20 protein-coding genes are annotated in these 20,640 nt (G+C 48.2%); 6 read left to right on the forward strand and 14 right to left on the reverse strand.

Features of this window, described 5'->3' with window-relative positions; translation table 11 throughout:
• Positions 1-88: 88 nt before the first annotated feature.
• Positions 89-1,603, reverse strand: coding sequence for an ATP-dependent helicase (locus tag LKI20_RS08380; protein ID WP_291772736.1), 1,515 nt, complete (start codon positions 1,601-1,603; stop codon positions 89-91).
• Between the two features lie 51 nt (positions 1,604-1,654).
• Here LKI20_RS08380 and LKI20_RS08385 point away from each other — a divergent pair, with 51 nt between their 5' ends.
• On the forward strand, positions 1,655-3,262 hold the full coding sequence (locus tag LKI20_RS08385; RefSeq protein ID WP_291772737.1) for a phosphotransferase: 1,608 nt from the start codon (positions 1,655-1,657) through the stop codon (positions 3,260-3,262).
• A gap of 99 nt (positions 3,263-3,361) precedes the next feature.
• Positions 3,362-3,586, forward strand: coding sequence for a DUF3107 domain-containing protein (locus tag LKI20_RS08390; RefSeq protein ID WP_291772739.1), 225 nt, complete (start codon positions 3,362-3,364; stop codon positions 3,584-3,586).
• Between the two features lie 93 nt (positions 3,587-3,679).
• Here LKI20_RS08390 and LKI20_RS08395 read toward each other — a convergent pair whose 3' ends face one another.
• The gene (locus tag LKI20_RS08395; protein ID WP_291772742.1) at positions 3,680-4,570 is read right to left on the reverse strand and encodes a PHP domain-containing protein; all 891 of its coding nucleotides are present in this window, start codon (positions 4,568-4,570) and stop codon (positions 3,680-3,682) included.
• A 104-nt stretch (positions 4,571-4,674) separates the two neighbouring features.
• On the opposite strand from LKI20_RS08395, the gene LKI20_RS08400 reads away from it, so the two are divergent.
• Complete coding sequence (locus tag LKI20_RS08400) at positions 4,675-5,337, forward strand: vitamin K epoxide reductase family protein (protein ID WP_291772744.1); 663 nt, start codon at positions 4,675-4,677, stop codon at positions 5,335-5,337.
• A gap of 60 nt (positions 5,338-5,397) precedes the next feature.
• On the opposite strand, the gene dapF is transcribed toward LKI20_RS08400, so the two are convergent.
• Positions 5,398-6,384 carry a diaminopimelate epimerase gene (gene dapF / locus LKI20_RS08405; RefSeq protein WP_291772746.1) on the reverse strand — a complete coding sequence of 329 codons (987 nt, stop codon included), beginning with the start codon at positions 6,382-6,384 and terminating at the stop codon, positions 5,398-5,400.
• A 253-nt stretch (positions 6,385-6,637) separates the two neighbouring features.
• Between dapF and murI the strand changes: the two genes are divergently transcribed.
• The gene (gene murI / locus LKI20_RS08410) at positions 6,638-7,417 is read left to right on the forward strand and encodes a glutamate racemase (protein ID WP_291772748.1); all 780 of its coding nucleotides are present in this window, start codon (positions 6,638-6,640) and stop codon (positions 7,415-7,417) included.
• A gap of 65 nt (positions 7,418-7,482) precedes the next feature.
• The gene (locus LKI20_RS08415; protein ID WP_291772751.1) at positions 7,483-8,328 is read left to right on the forward strand and encodes a patatin-like phospholipase family protein; all 846 of its coding nucleotides are present in this window, start codon (positions 7,483-7,485) and stop codon (positions 8,326-8,328) included.
• Here the strand turns inward: LKI20_RS08415 and LKI20_RS08420 are convergent.
• Positions 8,286-9,242: a LysR family transcriptional regulator gene (locus tag LKI20_RS08420; RefSeq protein WP_291772753.1), complete on the reverse strand. Its 957-nt coding sequence runs from the start codon at positions 9,240-9,242 to the stop codon at positions 8,286-8,288. The two genes, LKI20_RS08415 and LKI20_RS08420, sit on opposite strands and share 43 nt — an antisense overlap.
• Before the next feature lie 240 nt (positions 9,243-9,482).
• On the opposite strand from LKI20_RS08420, the gene LKI20_RS08425 reads away from it, so the two are divergent.
• Positions 9,483-10,886, forward strand: coding sequence for an aspartate ammonia-lyase (locus LKI20_RS08425; protein WP_291773484.1), 1,404 nt, complete (start codon positions 9,483-9,485; stop codon positions 10,884-10,886).
• 242 nt (positions 10,887-11,128) lie between these two features.
• Here LKI20_RS08425 and LKI20_RS08430 read toward each other — a convergent pair whose 3' ends face one another.
• The 10 genes from LKI20_RS08430 to LKI20_RS08475 all read right to left on the reverse strand — a co-directional run bounded on the left by LKI20_RS08430 (position 11,129) and on the right by LKI20_RS08475 (position 20,635).
• The gene (locus LKI20_RS08430) at positions 11,129-12,055 is read right to left on the reverse strand and encodes an SPFH domain-containing protein (protein WP_291772754.1); all 927 of its coding nucleotides are present in this window, start codon (positions 12,053-12,055) and stop codon (positions 11,129-11,131) included.
• A gap of 232 nt (positions 12,056-12,287) precedes the next feature.
• Positions 12,288-12,788: a GNAT family N-acetyltransferase gene (locus LKI20_RS08435; RefSeq protein WP_291772755.1), complete on the reverse strand. Its 501-nt coding sequence runs from the start codon at positions 12,786-12,788 to the stop codon at positions 12,288-12,290.
• 12 nt (positions 12,789-12,800) lie between these two features.
• Entirely contained in the window at positions 12,801-13,802 is a 1,002-nt protein-coding gene (locus tag LKI20_RS08440) for an NAD(P)-dependent oxidoreductase (protein WP_291772757.1), read from the reverse strand.
• Positions 13,799-15,100: a pyridoxal phosphate-dependent aminotransferase gene (locus LKI20_RS08445; protein WP_291772760.1), complete on the reverse strand. Its 1,302-nt coding sequence runs from the start codon at positions 15,098-15,100 to the stop codon at positions 13,799-13,801. The genes LKI20_RS08440 and LKI20_RS08445 overlap by 4 nt, the downstream gene beginning before the upstream one ends.
• Entirely contained in the window at positions 15,091-16,149 is a 1,059-nt protein-coding gene (locus LKI20_RS08450) for an Ldh family oxidoreductase (protein ID WP_291772762.1), read from the reverse strand. The genes LKI20_RS08445 and LKI20_RS08450 overlap by 10 nt, the downstream gene beginning before the upstream one ends.
• Before the next feature lie 55 nt (positions 16,150-16,204).
• Positions 16,205-16,957 carry a hypothetical protein gene (locus LKI20_RS08455; protein ID WP_291772763.1) on the reverse strand — a complete coding sequence of 251 codons (753 nt, stop codon included), beginning with the start codon at positions 16,955-16,957 and terminating at the stop codon, positions 16,205-16,207.
• The gene (metK, locus tag LKI20_RS08460) at positions 16,957-18,162 is read right to left on the reverse strand and encodes a methionine adenosyltransferase (RefSeq protein WP_291772765.1); all 1,206 of its coding nucleotides are present in this window, start codon (positions 18,160-18,162) and stop codon (positions 16,957-16,959) included. The genes LKI20_RS08455 and metK overlap by 1 nt, the downstream gene beginning before the upstream one ends.
• A gap of 116 nt (positions 18,163-18,278) precedes the next feature.
• Positions 18,279-19,004: a class I SAM-dependent methyltransferase gene (locus LKI20_RS08465; protein ID WP_291772767.1), complete on the reverse strand. Its 726-nt coding sequence runs from the start codon at positions 19,002-19,004 to the stop codon at positions 18,279-18,281.
• 6 nt (positions 19,005-19,010) lie between these two features.
• Positions 19,011-19,883 carry a MetQ/NlpA family ABC transporter substrate-binding protein gene (locus tag LKI20_RS08470; RefSeq protein WP_291772769.1) on the reverse strand — a complete coding sequence of 291 codons (873 nt, stop codon included), beginning with the start codon at positions 19,881-19,883 and terminating at the stop codon, positions 19,011-19,013.
• 71 nt (positions 19,884-19,954) lie between these two features.
• Entirely contained in the window at positions 19,955-20,635 is a 681-nt protein-coding gene (locus tag LKI20_RS08475; RefSeq protein WP_291772772.1) for a methionine ABC transporter permease, read from the reverse strand.
• Positions 20,636-20,640: the final 5 nt, after the last annotated feature.

The raw sequence follows: 20,640 nt of genomic DNA on the forward strand, positions 1-20,640 counted from the left end.
TGAGAGTTCACAAATCGTCAACATACTTATTCACTGCTAAAGGCCAAATATCACGATATATCATTACCCAATTAGCTATACCTGACGATTAACCACGCAGCAAGAATCTGCTAGCTTGACGCGTAGCCATGCTCGATGAAGCAGAACCTTGTGAGAAGGACAGGTGCAAACTATCCTCAGCTCTCGTCACGCCAACGTAAAATAATCGGCGTTCTTCTTCCAGTGCTTCACCCACCTGTGGAGAAGAGAATGGGATTAAACCTTCAGAGCATCCAACTATCCACACATGCGAAAATTCAAGTCCTTTGGCAGCATGAATGGTTGAAACAGTTGCCACACCCTGATCTTCATGCTGCTCCAACGATTCCATCAGAGCTTTACGAGCCTCTGTTGAGGAAGCTAGTGAAGCATTATGCCAACCTGATTCCGTGCGCACACGATATCTGATACCTTCCTCGTGTAATGCCTTACAAATCACAGCTTGTTGAGAATTAACTCTGGTTAGTACCGCACAATCCTTCATAGCAACGCCATGTTGAACAAGTTTGGCAATTCGTCTTGCCACTCCCCTTGCCTCAGCAATATCGTCAGCATAAACAGTGGTTTCTACGCGCTTCCCCGCCTGCTTCACCGCATCAAGCTTGATGTAATCTTCTCGCTCTTGGGAACCTTGCAGCAGCTTGTTGGCATAACGAATTATTTGCGGCGTGGATCGATAATCTGTATTAAGCGTAAGGTCTGCCGTCAAGGGGCCAAATTCCTGATCAAAATTCTTGAGATAATAACTCGTTGCACCAGCAAAAGAATAAACAGTCTGAGCAGGATCACCCACCACGCAAATATTCTTGTTCTCTCCAAGCCACAGTTGCAACAAACGGTGCTGCAAAGGAGAGAGATCCTGGTATTCATCAACAGTCAGATGCCCGATTGTTGAACGAATCGAACTGGCCAGTTCCCCAGGTGTCTGCAACACATGACAATCAATGAGCAACATGTCATTGAAATCAATCTGATTTCGCGCAGTTTTTTCTTCCTCAAACATGGTCATAATCTGAGACATACGATCTGGATCAATATTTGCGGGTGGCTCACGGTGAATGGCAGCACAAACTCGCGAATAATCACTTGGATCGATAAGCGAAACTTTCATCCAAGCAATTTCTGCCATCACATCACGTACTTGAGAATCCTCGATATCTACAGTTCTCAACACTCGCTTCATCGCTCTAAACGTCAGAGCGCCTGGCTTCTCCACCAGACGAGGAAAAGCTGTATCGCAGAGTTCATGCCAAATGCCACGAAGCTGCTTCAACGCTAGAGAGTGAAATGTCGAGGTAGTAATCGTTGACGAGGCGCCTAATTGTTGCAATCGCAACTGCATCTCATCTGCAGCCTTAACGGAAAACGTAACTGCCACGGTCTTGTCAGGATTCCATTGGCCCAGCTTGCATGCATAAGCAATTCGGTGAGTTATGGTTCTGGTTTTTCCTGCTCCCGCACCTGCAATGATGCGCACAGGACCTTGGGTCACCAACGCTGCTTCGCGTTGCGATGCGTCAAGATCAGCAAAAATATCGTCAGATTGGGTACTCACACCCACCATTGTGGCAGCTTGCTACCCCAATTGCACCACAATGTGTATTACTGTGGAAATGTGACTCATCGCAGCAATCTGACACTGGCAGCCCTAGCATCCGCAACGATGCCTGGAATAGTCGTATCCGGCACACGCTCATCGAATCAAGCGAGCGCGGGTGATATAGACGACGGCATCGATCTTGCTATCATTCAAGATGGCCCAGGCAGACTCTACGATGTGGCCGCCAGTAGCACCACTGAAGGCAAACTGCGTTTGCAACGACGCATTAAGGCAGCGAGCACCCTTGCCCGAGCGAAAGAACCCGGTGGTTTAGGATTCTCTATGGAACGAGTGCTGGCATACGAGGCAGGCGAGAGCGCCGATTCTCCTACTGGGATAACTGCTGTAGCGATTCTTGCACATTGCGAGGGAAGTTCGGTTGCCCTCCACTCCCTCGACGCTCAGGACTGCGTAGCCATTGGAACTGCCATAGGTGCTATACACCGTTTGCGAGGGACTTTCCTACAAGAAGAGGCGTACCCAGTATTCACCACGGAGAGCATTAAGCAGCAGCTATTATCGTGGATAGCTCGTCTCAGCAAAGCAGGGCACATACCTCAAGAAATTATTCGCAGCTGGTCAAATATTGTTAATACCGCGGGTCTATGGTCATTTACCACCTGCCCAGTTCACGGTGGCTTTGACGATGGGGATTTTCTGTTTTCAGATACGAGTTTGACAGCGATTTACAACTGGCAAGATATGCAGATTAATGATCCTGCGCGTGATTTGGCGTGGATGTTTGCCAAGCTCGATGAACCGCGTCGAAATTCCCTCATTGCTGCCTATGGAAGGATGATGGGTTCGCACTTAGATCCGATGATTATGCTTCGCGCAAATTTGTGGCTCCAAATGGAGCAAGTCGGAGAATTCATCAGTGCTCTGGACCACGCTGATAACGATCGGATTCTTCAATTCAAAGCTCAAGTTGAGCATTTAGCTCACCAGCTCGTCGCTCGCCAATCAGCAAAACAACGATATGACGACGCTGCACAACAGCGACATGCACCCTCAACAATTACTGTGGGTACGCTTCTTGACGATCCTTCTAAAGTCTCAGATAACCAAGGGCCACATCTTGATGGGGCGCCGCAGCACGCTCAAGCGCGTCAAGCCACAACGCCGCAATCCTCAAGTCATAACACGCCCGAGCATGAACCTCAGCCCGCTAAGCTCGATTCAGCTCCTAGTGCACCCATACCATCTATACCTGTTCCTTCTACTCGCTCGCGTTCAACTAGCGATAGGGATGAATATGATTCAAACCTGAATTCTTCGCATACGGAGCATCAAACAAAGCCAGATGATGATTCAGCGATCAGTTCCGCCACCATATTGGTGCAAGCACTTACTCCACAGCCTTCGGATTTCGCAACACAGGGCACTTCCGGATCAGCTGACGACAGTGTTACATATCAGGAACAGGAACGTGACGAACATAGCTCGTCACGGCACGACAATGAGACTAGTCTCCCCTCCGATGAAGCAGAAACCACGTTGATTCCTCATGTAGATCTTCGCTCCGCTTATCAGCAGTCAGACAAGCGCCCGCAGAGCGACACTCCTTCATCTGACACACATGGCTTGGACGCTGACGGCGAACAATCACCGTCGGGCGAATAATAGTCTTAGCACTGTTGACCCTGCGAATAATCGCAGGTCTTACCAGATTTGGCATAGTTCATCAGGACTAAAGCACCGAAACAACGACGAGAGGAAATCATGGATATTGAGATTGGCATCAGGAACGTCACCCGCACAGTGAGCTTCAGCACTGAAGAATCTGCTGAGGATGTAGCACAGAAAATCGAGCAGGCACTGGCTTCTGACAAGGCCCTAGATCTCACCGACAACCGAGGACGTCGATTCGTAGTCCCAGCACAGGCTCTAGGCTACGCAATCATCGGTTCCGATACCTCTCACCCAGTAGGTTTCGGCGCCCTATAAACTACAATTCTCATTCAAATCAGATAACTGCAATAAAAGTGGAGATAATTGGCCAATTTTGCCGGAAATATCTCCACTTTTATTGCAGTTATCTTATTGTTGCCCATCAGCAAGCGTGATGGCACCCATATCGAGTATTTGATCTACAGTTTGCTGGTCTGTGGTGTGCTCACCAAGCTTGTTGGGCTTTCCAGCGCCGTGCCAGTCGGATCCGCCGGTAACCAAGAGATGATGCTGCTGCGCGATACGTAACAGTCGTTCACGCTGTTCTTCACTGTTATCTCTGTGCCACACTTCTAGGCCATTAAGTCCCTCACCAATGAGCATCTCAATTTGTCTGTCACTCAGCAGTGTTCTGTTGCGTTTCTTATCTCCTGCATGAGCGATAACGCTGACCCCACCAGCAGCACGCACAGCCGCGACTACCTCATGAGTTGTGGGTGAAGGTGTTGGTAAGTAGTAGGGGCTTCTGGACGAGCACAATCCAGCAAAGGCCTGTGAACGATTACTATAAATACCTGCGGCCACTAAAGCATCAGCAATATGAGGACGTCCAACCGTGGTTTTCTCCCCCTCTTTAACCTGTCTCATCACATCATCCCATGTGATCGGATAATCTTGGGCAATCGCAGCAACCATGACCTTTGCACGTTTCAAACGTGCCTGACGCGTGCGCTCAAACAAAGCCACAATATTGGAGTCTGCAGGATCATATTGATATGCCAGCATGTGCACTGAGACATTACTGTCATCTGCAGTAATCTCTGTGCCCCGCAGTACTGGAAAATTGTTTCGATGCGCTGCTTCAGCGGCATCAGCCCATCCGGCGGTCGTGTCATGATCTGTTATCGCAACTCCGGCCAATCCTGAATTCTTGGCAAGAGTCACCATCTGAGCAGGAGTGCAAGTCCCATCGGAATATACGGTATGGCAATGCAAATCCCAACCTGTGCTTAGCTCTGGGCTTTCTGCGACATGAAACATACCAACCATCGTATGCTGGTACTTAGTTTTATGCTTCCGCCGACTCACGGGGCATGTCAATACCGGGTATTACATCACACCCGCCAGCAAGATATGAGGTAAGGATGACCGACTCGCAGGCTTCCAGCATTAGCAAACCACAGCTTGAAGGGTGGCGACATGGCTCAACTTGGAACTATCTAGTGATGCTGTTGGCCTCGGTTGCAGCCCTAGTAGTTTCCTTAGCGCTATCTGCTGAAACATTACAGCTAGCGCGCCACCCATCGGCAAAATTAGGTTGCGATGTCAACGCAGTAGTTTCATGCTCAGCTGTTGCTAATTCATGGCAAGCAGAGTTCATTCACTTCGGCTCATTCAGTTTTCCAAACGCCTTCTTCGGTATAGCTGCCGAGTCAGTATTCATCACACTAGCTGTGCTTGGACTTGCTAAAGTACAGTTGCCGCGTTGGTTCGCTATTTGCACTTGGTGGGGAGGTCTAGCCGCAGCCCTGTACGCCTACTGGCTGTTCACGCAATCAATGTTTGTTATCAATGCCTTGTGCCCGTGGTGCCTTGGACTGCTATTTGCCACCACCTTGCAGTTTATGTCACTCAGCCATGCCACTGTGACTGTGCAAGATCTACCTTCCTCAGATGGTAAATTCGCCACCGTACGTAATGGGCTGAATACCTATTACCGTCTCGGTTTCGATCTGATGCTTGATGTGGTGTGGATTGTGGCGATTGTTGCACTGATATTCATCACCAAGGGTGCAGCCATATTCTAGATTGCTGTGCACCGTTCGAAACCACACATATTTCTGATTCTCAAACGGTGCAATCAAGCATTACTCTTGCGGTGCCAGATTGATTTTTGCCACTATGGTTGCGGAACCTGTCAATCTCACGGCATGCTCATCGACATCAACATTCAACAATCCTCCACGCACGCGAATCGTCCAGTGAGATATGCCTGTTAATGCTCGTAGCGTCACGCCGGTGGCGCACAGACCTGTGCCGCATGAAAGAGTCTCACCAACACCACGCTCGTGAACCCTCATAGTGGCTGAACCAGTGTCATGAGCTGAATCGGCCGACTCGATACGCACGAACTCAACATTCTGCCCTTCTTCAAGAGCAGGAGTTACGACTGGTTTTCGGCTCAAATCGAGCGCAGCAAGATCAGGAAGTGTTGCGTGTGACTGTTCTAATGCAGTAACAAAGTTGGCGCTACCATCCTCAATCAGACACACTATATGAGGGTTACCCATATTGACATAGGTGCCCCGAGCGCTTCCTGACGTACCTGGGATGGAAACAATATGCTCCATCAATGGTCCAATCCGCCATTGACCCATATCAACTCGAAACACATGTTGCCCCAGAAGATCGTCATCCGGAAGCGGAGTTAAAGTTTTTATACCTGCACGGGTTCCAAGTTTCAAGCAGGCTGGCGCCTTCTCTACCACCGTCTGGCCGTTGGTGCCACTGTCGATACCATCTTGCTTCACATCCTGTAGGAACTCTTGAATATACAGTGCAGATACACGGGTACCATTACCACACATTTGCGCGAGTGAACCGTCGGCATTGCGATAGTCCATGAACCAGGTTGCACCTGACTCCTGCAACGATCGAAGCTCATCCTCGCTGAGATCAGATACAAACTGAGGATGCGTGATGCGCAGTAAACCATCGCCGCCTATACCCATATGACGATCGGTCAATCTGACGACCTCATCGTCACTTGGCTCATACTTGCCCTGAGGATCGGCATAGACCACAAAATCATTGCCAGTGCCGTGGGCCTTGTAAACCGCATCAGGAATGCTCATGGTTGTAGCCTAAACGCGATGCGCGACTAGAGCTCTAACGTGATTTGGCCAACGGCAAAAAGCTTAGAATTTCCCTCTACCTCTACATGCTCAGTAATGTTTGACTGCCTCAGAGATAGTAGTTACAGCAACGTCATCCTCATCAGCGGAGCATCAAACATTCGTAGCTTCTAAGGTATCTGTCCGCCACCGACTCTTCACATGTGAATACTACGATGGGAATTCGGCAAGAGTTATCAGTATTGGAGGATTCATGACTTCGACAGCACCTATCGGCATGTTCGATTCAGGCTTCGGCGGTCTCACCGTAGCCGCACAGTTGCGCCATGATATGCCTCATGAGCACGTTCTGTTTTACGGAGACAGTGCGCATGCACCATATGGATTAAAAACGCCAGATCAGATACGTGAACGATGCTTTTCAATCGCAGACCACTTCGTTGCCCAAGGTGTGAAGGCTCTTGTGGTCGCTTGCAATACGGCAACTAGCGCTTGCGTGGAAGATATGCGTCAACGCTATGACATCCCAGTAATCGGCATGGAACCTGCGTTGAAAGTTGCATGCGATAGGGGTCTTGGCGTGCGTCAGCATGTGATTGTGGCAGCCACTCCTTTGACCTTACATGAACATAAATTTGCCGCTTTAATGGATCGTTTCAAACAGGATCATGACATCACGCCTTTGCCATGCCCAAATTTGGTCACCACCGTGGAATCAGGCAGAATTCTGGATGAACACGAGGCTCAGTCAGCTGTGCACAGCTACTTTGGTGGATTTGATTGGAGCTCAGTAAACTCAGTGGTTCTAGGATGCACTCACTTCGTTTTCTTCCGCAAGTATTTCTTGCAAATGTGTCCTCAGGATGTGGCGATAATCGATGGAAATGAGGGAACAATCCGGCATCTCCATGTAGTACTTGAGGCCCTTGGGGATCTGGCTCCAGAGCAGGCTAAAGGCGGCATTGATATAGCAAATTCCGACACTTCAGCTCGTATGTCTGAGCGTTCAGAGCAGCTTTTTCACTTACTCTGAAGCGCATTGGACGCACCGCGTGCACAGTTGTAGGGTGGATAGTTGCATGCGAATGGGGGATGAATATGTCGAAAACTGCAATTATTGATGTAGGTGGTGGATACCGGGCCATATTTGGTGCCGGAGTATTCGATTATTGTGCAGACAACGACATACAGTTTGACCATTGTTATGGGGTCTCTGCAGGCAGTGCAAATTTGGCATCCTATATGGCTCAACAGCCTGGGCGCACGTATCGTTTCTATACTCAATATGCTTTCCGTAAAGAATATGCCAGTCCACGCAACTTCGTGCGCGAACGCAATTTTGTGGATTTGGATTACGTCTATGGCACACTTTCAAATCATGACGGCGAAGATCCGATGGATTTTGATGCATTCGAGAGTAACGCCGCAGAACTGACCGTAGTTGCTTGCAATGCTTTGGATGGCAGCACTAAATATTTCGACAAATCAGATGTGACGAAGGATCATTACGACATTTTCAAAGCTTCCTCCGCTGTGCCTGTTGCATGCGAACCCTATGTCATCAACGAAGTGCCATATTTTGATGGCGGCATTGCCGATCCCGTTCCGGTCACCAAAGCTATTGAAGATGGTTGCGACAAAATCGTGCTAGTACTGACGAGGTTGAAAGATGTGCCTAGAAGTCAGCACAAGGACGTTCTTCCAGCGCGTATTCTCCGTCGTCATTACCCTGAGGCAGCTGAATTATTGCTTAATCGTTATCGTCGTTACAACGACGAAGTGGAACTTGCGAAACGCTACGAGCAAGAGGGACGCGTGCTGATTGTGGCACCGGACGATTTGTGCGGTCTCGACACCTTAAGCAAGAACTATGAGGGTTTAGGGCGCATGTATCGCAAAGGTTATGCCTCTGCTGCTGCCATTGGTGATTTCATTCGAGAATGAAGAACTTCACCAAGTCCTGCATCGTTTGACGTAAGCATCTTCACTGCAAGGTCAGCAAGGTGACTGGCCATCGGAGATAGCTCCCAGTTGCTTCGCTGAACCAACGCGAAGGTGTCGTAAATCGGTTCTTCCAATCGAGTGGTATACACCTGTGATGGGAAAGTCTCAGATTGTGCCACAGCTTTAGGAACGATAGTGTCTCCAAGGCCGCTAGCGACAAGGGAAACTGCGGCATCTACTGATTCAACCTCCATTTTGGGCTCAAGTGTGACACCGTGTAGCTGGGCCAGTTGTGCAAGTTGGTGTCTGGTTGGATCATTCCAACCATGGTGAGCATCATACAAAATCAGAGGCTCTTTAGGTATATCAGTAATCGCCATAGCTTTTTCACAACGCTCAGGATTGGCACTTGCCCACACGATCTCATGCCTCATTAATGGCAATATCTGTAAACCATCTGCTGGAATTGGTAGGCACAACAAGCCTGCTTCCAATTCCCCGTTGCGCACTGCATCAGCCACTTCGAAAGAGTTCTGTCCTACCAATCTCACTCGCACATTGGGATAAGACTTGTGAAAGACCGTAGCCAAGTCTGAAAGAAAATAGTAGCTGGCATTTTGCAAGATGCCGAAGGAGACAGTTCCACCTTCACCTGTATTCAAAGCAGTTAATGCACTATCTGCTCCGAGTTCAGCATCTAGTAGGCGTTTTGCCCACGGCAGCAGGGTTTGTCCTGCTGTGGTCAATACCAAGCGTCTCCCTCCACGAACGAATAAGGTAATTGAATAAGCGTCCTCGATTTTTTTCACCAATTCAGAAACCGTCGGTTGCGTTAAACCCATGTATTCTGCGGCTGCAGTGAAGGATCCCAACGTTGCTGCGAGGGTGAATGCACGTATCTGCGTTATTGTCATAGCTTAACCCTATAGGATACAAAGGATATCCCCGTCTTGTGCGATAGCTTCCTTCTGTTTACTCTTACTCGTGGTGATGAGAACAGCTGAAAATCGACTACTCACCACTGCAGATCCTCCACAAGAGAAGGAATATCAATGGCGCAGAGCGTACCGCAACCAGTATCCGGCAGCACAACAACAGTTAGTGATCCAACACCTATCGACGCGAATACTCTTCGAGGAGCATCAACATCAACAATGATGTCAAATCGCATCGAGCATGATTGCATCGGCTCACTTTCAGTACCTGCCGAAGCGTACTGGGGCATCCACACAGAGCGCGCCATCAGCAACTTTCCTGTCAGTGGCATTCCAGTAAGCCACCACCCTGAACTCATTCACGCTTTCGCTATTGTCAAACGAGCATGTGCACTAGCCAATAGAGACCTCGGTGGTATCAGCAAAGAGCAATGGGGCCTCATCGATACGGCATGCGTCGAAGTAGCTTCAGGAGCATTCGATGATCAGTTCCCCACCGATGTACTCCAAGGAGGTGCCGGCACCTCAACGAATATGAACGCTAACGAAGTTATAGCCAACCGAGCTTTGGAGCTTGGTGGCAAAGCTAAGGGTGACTACACTCTGATTCACCCGAATGATCATGTCAATAAATCGCAGTCAACCAACGACACCTATCCTGCAGCGGCAAGACTGGCAATCATTGATGCCCTTGATACCTTCATCACCAGTGCCCGCGGACTTAGCAGCTCACTACGCTCTCTTGCACAACGCACTATGTACGACGTAACTATCGGCCGCACCCAATTACAAGATGCAGTCCCTATGACCTTCGGTCAGGAATTCATGGCTTTTGCCAATGTCCTTGAATCCGATATCTCCGCTATCGAGGATCAGCGCAAACCACTGTCCACGATGAACCTTGGAGGAACCGCTATCGGCACAGGTATTTGCTCTGACGCTCGCTTCCGTAGTTACGCCGCAACGCATCTTGGTAAACTCACTGGATTACCTATTACTGTAGCTGTTGACCCGATTGCTGCGACCTCCGACGTTGCTGATTTCGTGATGACTTCCTCACTGTTGAAGCGCAATGCCACTCATTTGGGAAAAATGGCTAACGATTTACGACTCCTGAGCAGCGGCCCTCGTGCAGGTTTTGCAGAAATCAACATCCCTGCACGACAGGCAGGATCGTCAATAATGCCAGGCAAGGTCAATCCTGTAATTCCTGAATGCATAAACCAAAGCGTTTTTATGGTTATGGGAATGGATACGACTGTCTCATTTGCTGCGGAAGCCGGACAGTTACAGCTCAACGCATTCGAACCGGTGATGGTGCACGCTATCTTGGAATCCATCAGCATACTCAGTAAAGCGATGGATACTCTACGTGCCAACTGCATCGAAGGCATAGAGATCAACGCCAAGTCGTCTCATGACCAAGCTCAACGTTGTGCATCACTAGCGACATCACTTATCGGACATATTGGCTATGAGCAAGCTGTGGAAGTTGCCAAAACCGCTATGGCAGAGAACATTACCGTACGTGAATCCGCTGAGCGAGAGGGCAGTATTCGACCAGAAATATTGGATGACATTCTCAACCCACTAGAACTAGCCCGCGTCCAGAATAAACGGTAGAACTCGTCACATTCCGACATTTTCACCTCACTGCTCATATGCATCTACGTTTGTGTAGGGATTTATCTGAAAACCTCACTTATGCGATCCGCACAAAGACTGCAATTCAGCCATTCTTGCGAGGGAATACGAAGCTGGATCTGGGAAAATCCCTACACAATATGACACCACCCACAAATAGTTATGCTCGGGACGCAGATAAAGCGTGTCCCGAGCATAACGTGAGGCAAATTGGCTAGAAACTAGCGATTGATAACAGGCGGCTTAGGGGTATCTCCCTCTTGTGTAGCGAGTAGAGCGCTACTGACCTGATTGAAGAGATCACTGTACCCGCCAGGTGTTGAAGCTGGGAGCACAACCGTCTTCGCATTCGGCGAGTCAGAAAGTGCACGCATTACATCGAGATATTGATTGAATAACACCACATTGTTAACGTCCGCGATGTCCATACCAACAGCCTGCAAACTCTTAATCTGATCTACTATACCGTTCGCAATTTCGCGGCGATAATTAGCTTGACCCTCACCTTGAAGCCTAGTTTTCTCGGCATCCGCATGAGCTTGGGTCTCAATTTCAATCTGCTTAGCTAATGCTCGTTCTCTAGTGGCTTCCTTCTCACGCTGAGCAGCATTGATGGAATCCATGGCATTCTTAACCTGTGGAGACGGATCAATTGCAGTAATCAGGGTCTTGATCACTGAGAAACCAAAACGAGCCATTTCCGTGCCAACGGTGGTTTGCACATCAGAAGCAACATCATCTTTACGTGCGAATGCATCGTCCAACTTCAACGCCGGAATAGCGCTTCGCAAAGCGTCCTCCATGTACGAACGCAGCTGCCCTGCAGGATCCCGCAGCTCATAGTAAGCGGTTGCAACATCTTTCGGATTCACTCGGAACTGCGTTGAAGCCACCACAGTGACAAATACATTGTCTAGTGTCTTCGTTTCCAGCTGCACGTTGAGCTGGTTCACACGCATATTCGTTTTCATAGCAATTCGATCAATTACAGGAATCTTGGCATGCAAACCTGCAAAAGTCACCACTTTGAACTTGCCAAAACGCTCAACAATGTATGCCTGTTGCTGAGGCACGATATACAACGCTGAGAACAATAACCACAAGATTAGAACTACAACTATTAATAAAGAAATTACTCCGCCGGTCATACTCTCTTCCCTCCGAGTAGTCACGCCTTTGTTGACGCTACACCAATGCTCATGACGAGCATCTCCCACCGATATTCTATCAGCGAGACTCCAATACCCACATTGACACAAGCACCGGCAGCACTTAGTCAGGCTATTGGCTTAAGCATTGATGAGCGAATCAACTGCAAGGACTAAGCATCCCAACCCGCATTGGAGAAGCTGCTGTTGTAGTGCAGCTCATCTGAATCCTCTATAAATCGATATCCCAATATGTCACGTCAGATCGAGGGTTCCAGCCCTGTGCGCCCCAAAACTGTTGACCTTGAATATTGTCGTTGACTATAAACACTCCAATTTTCTCAATACCTTTTGCCTGCAACACATCACGAATGCGAGCAACTAGACGAGTCCCTATGCCGTGACCTCGAAAATGCTCATCCACGGCGAGATGATAAATATATCCTTTGCGGCCATCTGTAGCGCCAATAGCAGTACCGACAATGCCACCACTTTCATCGAAGGCTACAAAACTCGAATCTGGATTGTGCAATATTACTTCGCTGATACCTCCATAGGTATTATTCAGAGAATGTAGATGCATACCGGGGGTTCTGCTCCACAATGCATACGAAGCGTCATAATCCTCAGGAACCATCCTACGGATGTTGACCGTTTGAGGTTTGTCTTTCTCCTGAGCGACGCTTTTGGAAGCTACTTCATCACCAGTCTTGTTACTGCCCTGCAATCCCATATCGTTATCCCCTTAGTGAAGATGTATCTCATGTTTGCTGGTACCACCTTGAATAATCGCCAAAGCGTCATCCAACGATTGCTGCACCATATTTTTTACCGCAATATCGGTAAAAAATCCGATATGCGGAGTCAGTAGCACATTCTCTAAGCCCTGAAGAATCCTGTATCGCTCATCTGGGATAGCACCTCCGGGGAATCTGTTATTAAATAGGGGCTGTTCGCCTTCGACAACATCGAGAGCAGCACCAGCAATCGATCCTTCGCGCAGAGTACGAATAAGTGCATCTGTATCGACCACAGGTCCTCTGGAAGCGTTCACCAGATATGCAGTAGGTTTGAGCAGCTTCAAGTTATGCTCATTAATCAGATGGTATGTGCTGTCATCCAAATAAGTATGCAGAGTCACCACATCGCTGTTTGCCAACAACTCACTCTTATCTACATATGTCAATATCCCCGATAACTCGTCATGCTCAACGATGTCGTTGCCAAGAACTTGTGCCCCCAAAGCATGGAAGATTCGAGCCACGGTGGAGCCAATTCTTCCCACACCGATAATTCCAATGGTTAGCTCAGATAGTTCTCTCGACATCAGCCCAGAGACTACGAGATCCCCCTGCGCTGTGCGGTGTTCAAACTGAGGAATCTGTCGAATCAGTGTCATCACTTGCGTGAGCACCAATTGTGCCACGGCTGAAGGCGAATACGAGGGCACATTGGTAATGGTGATGTCATTATCTTTCGCTGCCTGCAGGTCGATGGAATCGATACCTGCCGAACGTACCGCAATCTGGCGAATACCAAAACTCCTGAGTAACGGATATGTGACCTCGGATGCCCCAATCGGACTGCGCTGTTTGAAAGAGATTCCTGTATAGTCTTCTGCGAGCGCAACAGTATCTTCATGAAGCTCCACAGGTAGGCAATCAACTTGCACATGGTGAGTCTCAGCCCATGCTTGTGCAAAGGGTTCTTCCTCGGCGAGCGTGTGGAAGTGGGCTATACGTATCATTTACTATCTTCTTTCACTGCTGTTAGGTCATACTGTTCAGGGCACAAGCTGTTCACCGAGGTGGGCGTGATATGTCTCCATTGTTCGAGTCGTTCCACAGCTGCATGCAGTTGTTGCATACTCGCGGCGTAACTCAAGCGGATTTGACGCGAATCACCTTCTTGGAATGCTTCGCCAGGAATTCCTGCGACATGTGCTTCTTGCGCCATTGCTCTGGCATAATCCCCTCCACTCCCCTCGTAATCTTCAGGCACACTCAGATACAGGTAGAACGCACCCTGAGGATGAGCAACTCGATATCCCAATGCCGTAACAGACTGGTATAAGTAATCCCTGCGTCGTCGATATTCATCAACCATCACGGCAATATCTGAGTCACCAGATTCGTAAGCTTCTTGAGCTGCGTCCATCACAAAGGTTGCAGCAGTTGACACATGAGCCTGATGCACCTTCGCCAAAGCATTGACACTGTGTTTGGGAGCTGCGAAGAAGCCAAGTCTCCAACCAGTCATTGCAAATGTTTTTGAAGCACTGTCTATCAGTACTGTTCGCTCTGGTATCAATTGTGCGATTGAGGAATGCGCCTGACCATATACAATCTCGGCATATACCTCATCACTGACCACTGTTGCGTCATAGCGTTCTATAACAGCAGCCAAATCCGCTAATTCTTGCGCAGTGAGATCGATGCCCGTAGGATTCGCCGGATAGTTAAGCACCACGACGATGTTGCGTCCCTGAACTGTAGACAATACCGACTCCAAAGCTTGTGGAGTTAAGCGATAATCGTCTTCACTGGTATCTATCGCTATCGCTTGTGCGCCGTTAAGTATGGCCATCGTTCGGTATTGATTGAATCCAGGAGTTGCCCACACAAGAACATCCCCAGGATTCAGTAAAGCTGTCAGCACACTGCTAATTGCTTCGGTGGCTCCCTGTGTGACGATAATCTGTTCGGGAAGATATTGCAGGCTGCGTCTACGGCTCAGATAATCACTGATTGCTCTTCTCAGCTCAGGAGTCCCTGCATTGGGTGCATAGTGAGTTCTTCCTGCATGCAGACTACGAATCCCCGCTTCGGTGATGCGTCGCGGGGTTGCCATGTCTGGTTCCCCCAAGGTCAACTTAATGACATCACCAATCTGAGAAACCTCATTGTCGAATCGTCGAATCAGAGAGGTTGTCATAGATGTAATCACAGGTGAAATATGTGAATACATATAATCCTTAACTTCCGAGTCTTCTCCTCTGAGCGCTTGCGCATTGATCGTGTGACGTTGGTAATGGTCTACAGCCATGGAATCTCCAATCCTTCCCGCGCTGCCAAGTTGTTCAATACACGTGTTGTCAACTCGTCAATATCGATGCCGTTGCACTGACTACGTCGCAGCTCCTGCTCTTCCTTATCTCCCGGCAGCTGAACATTCTGGTGATCTGAGGATGGAAGCGCCAACAGACGCTCGGTCATGTCCATTAAGCGTGTTTGGAAAGCTTGTGCATCGCCAAATACATCAATATCCACAGCAGCGAAACAATGGCTGATATCTCGGCCTCGTACATCAACGGAGGGCAAACCACCAGAGAGCACTGAAGTGAGTATTTCCACGACAAGAGCAAGACCGAAACCTTTGTATCCTCCTCCCTGCTCACCTGCTCCACCAAGGGGTGTAAGACCACTGTGATGTTCTGGATTGTGCAGATGAGACAACAGCGCATCTGGTGAGTGCTCAATGCCACCAGACTCGCTGAGAGCCCACTGCTCGGGGATAGGCTGTGCAGTATTCGATAACATCTCGATTTTCCCTAGAGAAACCGTAGTAGTGGCAGCATCAAAGACTATGTCGTGCGGTTGGCAAGGAACAGCTATCGCCATCGGATTGCTGCCAAGAAAGGGTTGAGCGGCGTGGGTTGGCACCATCAAAGGGTTACTATTCGTAGCAGCAAAACCAAGAAGATGGTGTTGAGATGCCATCCGAGCAAAGTATCCTGCTGTGCCAAAATGATTGGAATTTCTCACAGTCACCAGTCCAATACCACTCTGTTGTGCTTTGTGAATAGCCACGGACATAGATTGATGAGCGACTAACTGGCCCATAGCTTCATGTCCGTCAATCACTGCGGAAACAGACGTTTCATGCACCAGTTCTGGATGTCTATCAACAATAATGGTTCCTGCTCGTATCTTGCCTTCATACATGGCAAGACGTTGCACACCATGAGAGTGGATACCCCGCGCATCAGCGTCCACCAGACTATCAGCGACTATCTCGGCTTGAGAATCTTCAAATCCATAATGACAGTAGAGTTCTTGTACCAAGAATTTAAGAGCCTCAATGTGAATTCTCACAGTTGACCTCCACCGATATTGCTTGTCATGTCATCATCACTTTCAACGCTTTGCATTACTTTTCCACTACCAGAGCCACATAACTGCCCTGCATGTACCCCGGAACCGGTTCCTCAACTGATCCGTCCTGATATTCGAGATGACTACGCAGACTTTGCAAACACCATTTATACGTAAAACCTGCCTCTTGCAGTCGGTTGATATACCAAGGAGTGCTGCGCCAGTAGGGTTTCATAACAGCCCCCTGGTGATACCAACTACTTTCCAAAGCACGCGTTATTACAGAATTGTCGCCTTGATCTGCAGAAGATTGAACTGCAATACCTAATGCTGAGGTGGGCGGAACATCTAGGAGCACTAATCTGCCTGAGTCACGCAGCTGTCGATAATGTTTGACAAATACTTCAGACAGAGACTCATCATCAATAAAACCAAAGGCACTGCCGTTATAAAAAATGGTGTCTGTTGAAGACTCGAGTATTGTTGCATCCTCAATGACTAAGGAGTCAACAAGGAAACCTCGTGCACGCGCCACAACAGCAAGCTCTTCACTTGGCTCGATGATACGATCCACCATCACACCATATTCGTCGCGCAAGGCTGACTCATATGATGCAGTGCCACCGCCAACTGAAATCATTGTTCCCGTGGCTCTGACACCATCAGCACCCGTTGGTGCAGCTCTGGTCAAGGCTGCATACAGCACATCAAGTTTAGAACGAAAAATATTGGCATGCGTTTGCTCAAATTCATCAAAAAGCTCTGCTGAAAATTTCGCATCCCCACCCGACACCATATGTTGTTTCATCACACCTTCGCCAACAGTTCGTCAATGACATCCGTTTGTTCCCAAGTAAAATCTGGGTCGTTGCGCCCGAAATGACCGTAAGCTGCAGTTTTCTGGTAAATCGGCCGAAATAAATTCAAGCGATCCATAATCGCTAACTGCCGCAAATCGAAGCTTTGCTCAACTGCGTGCTGGATGGCTGCGCGCTCTACTTGTTGTGTCCCAAAGGTTTCAATATCGATCGATATTGGACGGGCAGTGCGATGAAAATATCCAATCTGCACTTGCGCTCGTCTCGCTAATCCCGCAGCAACAATGTTCTTAGCAACCCAGCGGGCAGCATAAGCAGCAGATCTATCAGGTTTATGGGGATCTTTGCCTGAAAATGCTCCTCCACCATGCGCAGCTATTCCTCCATAGGTGTCGACGATGATTTTTCGACCAGTGAGACCGGCATCAGCGCGTGGACCGCCATTAACAAAACGTGAACGATTAATCACGACTTGTGCATCCTCAAGGCTGTACCCTAAGGCATCAATGGTTGGAAGAAGAACCTGCTCACGTACTGCATTCCGCACTTCGTCGAGAGTTATATCTGCATCGTGTTGCGTAGAAATTAGGACATGAGTAATTCTCACTGGGTCAAGCAAATCTGACTGGTATTCCACACTCACCAGAGTTTTTCCATCAGGTCGTAAGAATGGTAAACGACCACTTTTTCTAGCTTCTGCAAGACTTTCAGCAAGTCTGTTGGCAGCATATATAGGCAAGGGCATTAGTTGAGGGGTATCGTCACAGGCATAACCCACCATCAACCCTTGATCGCCACCAAAGGCTTCATACTGCTGCTCTTTTGACAGAGCGCTAACATCGTTGATGTCGCCAAATACACCACTGTTACTATCAAATTCTCTGGGACGAATATTGTTGATGATGCCACAGCCTTGTGGGTCCAAACCGCTATAAGCATCTGTAAACCCAATCGAAGCTATTGCATCTCTCACAATCTTGATGTGGTCGAGAAAGCGTGGAGCAGACACCTCACCTTCCACAACTACCAGACCATCTTTCGCCGAAGTTTCTACTGCAACCCTAGAGTCCGGATCTAGTGCGAGATAAGCATCAAGCACCGCATCCGAAATAATGTCGCACACTTTATCTGGGTGACCTTCGGTAACAGCTTCAGAAGTCAGGAATCTATGCTCTTCCGCGCGTTGTTGTTCCATGTATTGTTGTCCTTAATGTCCATAAGCGTGATACTCCACCCGTGTGGGATTCTTGTGCTTGTATCATCTACACGGTGCTGGTAGCACTACCAATATCTCCACTTCAAGGTCTGCAGCTAAGGCTTTACCGCCACAATGGCAATATAATTACCTCGCTCATAACCTTCCTGCACTTCTTCAACCCGATCATTTTGATACGGCGGGTTTGCTAGAACCGTTTGGAAGAAATCAATATTCTCAAATCCAATTCGATGTAGCACCTCGACATAAAAAGGTATGGGATGCCAATTGGGTTTGTATGGATGAAGATCGTAGAAAGCAGTGCCTTCAAGAAGCGGCTGGTAGTCCTCTCGAGCGATCTGTGGGTAACGCTGAATCAGACTCAGCAGAATTCCCAACGGGCTTTCGGCAGGTACATCAGTTAATACAATTCTTCCGCCAGAGCGCAAAGCCTGATAATTCTTACGGAAGGTATCTTCAAGCTCAGTATCAGGTATAAATCCAAAGCTTGAACCGTTATAGAGAATTGTGTCGAAACTTTGTTCACGGTATTCATAACGCTGAGCATCGGTGACCTGCACCTTAATACCTTTTGCACGAGCATCATTAGCCAGATCTTCAGAGGGCTCGAGCGCGACATCTATATGAATACCAAACTCATGTTCAAGTTCATACTCGAAGATCCCTGTTCCACAGCCAACGGAGAGCACTCTGCCTGGGGCTTGAGTAGTTATGGCTTTGTGCAGCAGGAGGAGTCTTGAACGATATATATTCGCTCGTTGCTCATGCAAGTTGTCCATAAGACCACCGAAGCCCACGTAATGATTTACAATTTCAGGCATAAGAGCTCACCAAACTGGTACAACAGAACCCTTAAGGGCCTTGTCGATAGCTTTTTTGACTGATTCAGTGTGATATGCCTTAACAATCTTCTTATACGCGGCATTGTCTTTATCCTTGGTCCGCGCCACGATAACGTTGATCCACGGCTTGTTGTAGTCAAGCTTCGGATCGAGATCAACTTTGAAAATTGCGTCATCTGTTGAACGACCATAATCGACCACTGCATTAGCGTTGGCAATACCTGCGGCTGCATCATCAAGAGAGCTCATAATGAGATTTCGATCTGTTGGAACAAGGTCAATATCCGAAGGATTGTCCGTGATATCTTCCACATGGGGGTACACACCCTCACCAGGATCATTTTTACTGGCATCCAACTTGATTACACCTGCGGATTCAAGCACACCCAAAGCTCGTCCACCGTTTGTTTCATCGTTCGGGATAAGAATCTTGTCTCCCTTTTTCAAACCGGAGACATTCTTGATTTTGTTGGAATACAAGCTCAACGGGCTGAGATACGTATCTGCAATCACTGAGAGTTTGTATCCCTTAGATTTAATCTCGCCTTTCAAAAAGGCGTAATGTTGCTGCGCGCTCAGATCCACATCGCCAGCAGCAAGCGCCTGATTACCAAGTACCGCGCTTTTCATCGCTACTGTCTCAACTTTGACATGTGCATTAGCTTCTTCAAGATTCTTGTTGACTTGATCCCAAATTGGTTCATCCGTCGCAGTAGTGAGTGCAACCTTCACTACTGTGTCCTTTTGATCATCGCTGCTAGCACTTGCAGAACCGCAGGCAGCTGTGGCCAGCAACGTTCCAACGCTCAGTGCGGCAAAGATTTTACCGACCCTTGACTTCCATAAACCATTATTCATGGCATATTCCTCTCTCTATGATTCTTCTTGATAATTACGGCGAATATTGCCGCAAGAACATAACAGTGCAGCTATCTCTCGTACCTGCGTGCTATCAATGTGCCGATAGTTTGTATAAAGGTAATGAGAATGAGCAGCGCTAGAACGGCAGCGACGATGACATCCATCTGATTACGTTCAAACCCATAGCGGATGGCATAATCCCCTAATCCGCCTGCACCGATTGCACCAATTACTGCGATTTCAGAGCTGAAACTAATACAGGTAATAGTGCTTACTCTCGCTAGTCGAGGCACACTTTCTCGAAGATAGACACGAGTCATCACTCCCCAACTGCTAAAACCCATCGCTTGAGCAGATTCAATAAGCGTCTCATTGAGAGCGTTGAATGCTGATTCTGTCTGTCTAGAAAAAAACGGGGTAATACCGACGATTAAAGGGAAAATCGCTCCTTTAACACCTATGGCACTACCAGATATCAGACGTGTCAGTGGGAATAGCAGAGCAATCAAAATCACGAAGGGTATTGATCTGCATAAATTAATGACTTTATCGAGCGGTTCAAAAATGAGTGCATTCTCGCAAATGCCACCTCTTTTAGTCACCGCAAGAATGAGACCGAAAGTGATTCCTAACACAAACCAGAAAGGAGTGGCCTGAACAAACATCTGTAAAGTCTCAACGATTGCTTTCGTGAATGCATCAGGATTTTCGGAAACGTGTGGGAAGAAGCGAGTAACGAAATCTAACATAGTTT

It is taken from the genome of Bifidobacterium sp. (assembly GCF_022647885.1).
GTDB lineage: Bacteria > Actinomycetota > Actinomycetes > Actinomycetales > Bifidobacteriaceae > Bombiscardovia.

Excerpts from the sequence above, each read along its gene's own strand:
- LKI20_RS08380 (WP_291772736.1), bottom strand. The coding sequence starts at position 1,603 with ATGGTGGGTGTGAGTACCCAATCTGACGATATTTTTGCTGATCTTGAC.
- LKI20_RS08390 (WP_291772739.1), top strand. The coding sequence starts at position 3,362 with ATGGATATTGAGATTGGCATCAGGAACGTCACCCGCACAGTGAGCTTC.
- LKI20_RS08395 (WP_291772742.1), bottom strand. The coding sequence starts at position 4,570 with ATGTTTCATGTCGCAGAAAGCCCAGAGCTAAGCACAGGTTGGGATTTG.
- LKI20_RS08400 (WP_291772744.1), top strand. The coding sequence starts at position 4,675 with ATGACCGACTCGCAGGCTTCCAGCATTAGCAAACCACAGCTTGAAGGG.
- dapF (WP_291772746.1), bottom strand. The coding sequence starts at position 6,384 with ATGAGCATTCCTGATGCGGTTTACAAGGCCCACGGCACTGGCAATGAT.
- murI (WP_291772748.1), top strand. The coding sequence starts at position 6,638 with ATGACTTCGACAGCACCTATCGGCATGTTCGATTCAGGCTTCGGCGGT.
- LKI20_RS08415 (WP_291772751.1), top strand. The coding sequence starts at position 7,483 with ATGTCGAAAACTGCAATTATTGATGTAGGTGGTGGATACCGGGCCATA.
- LKI20_RS08420 (WP_291772753.1), bottom strand. The coding sequence starts at position 9,242 with ATGACAATAACGCAGATACGTGCATTCACCCTCGCAGCAACGTTGGGA.
- LKI20_RS08425 (WP_291773484.1), top strand. The coding sequence starts at position 9,483 with ATGATGTCAAATCGCATCGAGCATGATTGCATCGGCTCACTTTCAGTA.
- LKI20_RS08430 (WP_291772754.1), bottom strand. The coding sequence starts at position 12,055 with ATGACCGGCGGAGTAATTTCTTTATTAATAGTTGTAGTTCTAATCTTG.
- LKI20_RS08435 (WP_291772755.1), bottom strand. The coding sequence starts at position 12,788 with ATGGGATTGCAGGGCAGTAACAAGACTGGTGATGAAGTAGCTTCCAAA.
- LKI20_RS08440 (WP_291772757.1), bottom strand. The coding sequence starts at position 13,802 with ATGATACGTATAGCCCACTTCCACACGCTCGCCGAGGAAGAACCCTTT.
- LKI20_RS08445 (WP_291772760.1), bottom strand. The coding sequence starts at position 15,100 with ATGGCTGTAGACCATTACCAACGTCACACGATCAATGCGCAAGCGCTC.
- LKI20_RS08455 (WP_291772763.1), bottom strand. The coding sequence starts at position 16,957 with ATGAAACAACATATGGTGTCGGGTGGGGATGCGAAATTTTCAGCAGAG.
- metK (WP_291772765.1), bottom strand. The coding sequence starts at position 18,162 with ATGGAACAACAACGCGCGGAAGAGCATAGATTCCTGACTTCTGAAGCT.
- LKI20_RS08465 (WP_291772767.1), bottom strand. The coding sequence starts at position 19,004 with ATGCCTGAAATTGTAAATCATTACGTGGGCTTCGGTGGTCTTATGGAC.
- LKI20_RS08470 (WP_291772769.1), bottom strand. The coding sequence starts at position 19,883 with ATGAATAATGGTTTATGGAAGTCAAGGGTCGGTAAAATCTTTGCCGCA.
- LKI20_RS08475 (WP_291772772.1), bottom strand. The coding sequence starts at position 20,635 with ATGTTAGATTTCGTTACTCGCTTCTTCCCACACGTTTCCGAAAATCCT.